A 2,792-nucleotide genomic window follows, 5' to 3' on the forward strand; every position below is an offset into this window, starting at 1 on the left:
GTTTTACCCACTACAGAAATTATAGAGCCCTTTTTCTTGTGATTAAGAAATGAGTAATGGTATCTTAATTGTTAGTTTAAATCTAATTTAGGTCTAGTATTAGATGTAAAAAAGGTTAGTTTAGCAAGGTGAAATGTTAGACGTGAAAGTAGGGGAATCTGAATTTTAAGACAACTTTAAGATACGTATTGCAAAATGTAAAATGGATGAAAATGCTATGAAATAACTATTTTCATTGTTTGTAAAGCATAAAGCGTTTGCAATTATTTTTTTAGAGAAATAAAGTTTTATATTAGAACTTACAAGAATTATATGATAAAATTTGTCAGTGAGTTTTAATTCATAAAAACAGAATGGAGTAGATATGTTTTTTAGAAGAAATGAAGGGGAATACCGCGAAACTGATCGCGTGACTCGTTTTAAGTTGATTAAATCAGGTAAGCAATGGCTTCGTGCTGCGACATCCAACTTTGGACTTTTCAAGGTTGTTAAAGGTGGGGCAGATGCACCATCAGTTTCAGCGCAAAGTGTTGAAGAAAAAACACCGCTTCTCTCAGGGCAAGCTCTTCTTAAAGGGATTGCAGCGGCGGGAGCAGTGGCTGGAGGCGCAGTGGCAACTTATACAGCCCAAGCGGAAGAAACGACAACTCCAGCTTTGGAAAGCCAAGTAACTGCTAATCAAGATGTGGCAGTCAACTCTGAGTCAGTTGTATTGAGTGCGGCGCCAGCTTCGGAAGCTTCAGCAGTAGCATCAACAAGCCAAGAGTCTACAAGCTCTTCAGTAGATGCTCAAGCAAGCACGGAAGCATCAGTTTCAGTATCACAATCTGTCTCTCAATCTATTTCTGCTGAATTGTCACAGGCTATTTCAGAATCTGCATCACTCAGCAAGGAGTACTCAACTTCTGATAGCCAGTCAGAAACTGAAAGCACAAGTGGTTCAAACTCAGACTCAGCTTCTGATTCAGCAACTTCAACGAGCTCAGTTGCTTCAGAAAATGCAAGCCAAGAGGATGAGAAAACTGTCTTGGATCAAAACGTTTCAGAAGCGGAATTGCTCGTTAATATCGCTAAAAACTACCAAGCAAAATTGACAGATACAGCGACTAAGGCTGAAATCCAAACGGCTATTACAACAGTTCAAGAAGAAGTCACTAAGTCAACAACATTGATTGCGGCATCAGCAACAAACGCAGCTTACGAAGAACAGCGTGAGCGTCTTGGTAATGCCGTCGATAACATGATGACCAAGCTTACAAATGCTGGTTTCAATGGAAACTCTACAGTGAATGGCACTCCCGCTATCACTTCAAACCTTAACCTAGCGACTGGTGAGACTAAGGTTTATACAGGAACTGGAACAGACTCAAACTATAATGTTCCAATTTACTATACATTGAAAGTGACAAATGACGGGACAAATCTGAATTTTGTCTACACTGTTTCCTATGTTAATCCTGCAACATCAACCCTTGGGAATATTTCAAGAATGTCTCCTGGATATTCTATCTATAATACAGGAACATCAACACAAACGATGTTTACCCTTGGTAAAGGACTTGGGACACCTTCAAATGTAACAAACTACATTACAGATTCGAGTGGTAATCAAGTTGCTACTCCAAAGTCTAATACTTCAACAGTTACGAAACAAGGTGATGGCTTTACTTGGGGTAATGGTTACCAAATGAATGGTACTCAGGCTAAGAAAAGTTATGGTTTAACATCGACTTGGACTGCTAAAATCACTGGTGATGATACATCCTTCACATTCTCGCCTTATGCAGGTAAGACTGATACGATTGCCGTTAACTTCTTTAATGGTAATCAGGTTATCGAGTCTGAATCTGAAGCTGATACAACGAGTGCATCTCTAAGTACTTCTCAAAGCCTCGTAGAAAGTGCTTCAACAGTAGAGTCAGAATCTGTATCAACAAGTAAGGTAGAATCTGCATCGGTTTCAGCATCTGAGTCAGAGGTTGTTTCATCTTCTCTTTCTGTATCAGAGGAAGCATCAGCATCTCTTTCAGAGAGTATCTCAGAAAGTCTTCTTGAAAGTGCCTCAACAAGTGCTTCAGTGAGCGCATCACAGTTGGAGTCAAATTCAGTCTCTGCTTCAGAGAGTGCCTCAACGTCAACATCTCAGTCTGAGTCGAACTCAACTTCAGCGTCAGTCAGTGCGTCAACTTCAGCATCACAATCAGTCTCGAATTATGAGTCAGCATCAACAAGTGAGTCAGTATCTGAATCACAGTCAGTATCTAATTCAGAGTCAGCATCAGAGAGTGCGTCAGTTTCTGAATCACAGTCTGCTTCAAACTCAGAATCAGCATCAGAAAGTGCTTCTGTATCTGAATCACAATCTGCTTCAAACTCAGAATCAACATCAGAAAGTGCGTCAGTTTCTGAATCACAATCTGCTTCAAACTCAGAGTCAGCTTCAGAGAGCGCATCAGTTTCAGAATCACAGTCAGTATCTAATTCTGAATCAGCATCAGAGAGTGCATCAGTTTCTGAATCACAATCAGTGTCTAATTCTGAATCAGCATCAGAGAGTGCATCAGTAAGCGAATCACAATCAGTGTCTAATTCCGAGTCAGCGTCAGAAAGTGCGTCAGTTTCTGAATCACAATCAGTGTCTAACTCAGAATCAGCGTCAGAAAGTGCTTCTGTCTTAGAATCACAATCCGCTTCAAACTCAGAGTCAGCGTCAGTAAGTGAATCCATTTCAGAATCACAATCAGTATCTAACTCAGAGTCAGCGTCAGAGAGTGCATCAGTAAGCGAATCAC

1 protein-coding gene is annotated in these 2,792 nt (G+C 40.4%); it reads left to right on the forward strand.

The window, feature by feature from the left end:
* Positions 1–364 precede the first annotated feature (364 nt).
* Positions 365–2,792: accessory Sec-dependent serine-rich glycoprotein adhesin (locus HMPREF3112_RS06275; protein WP_141738657.1), on the forward strand; the 2,428-nt coding region annotated here is incomplete at its 3' end.

The organism is Streptococcus sp. HMSC10E12 (assembly GCF_001807855.1).
GTDB lineage: Bacteria > Bacillota > Bacilli > Lactobacillales > Streptococcaceae > Streptococcus > Streptococcus salivarius.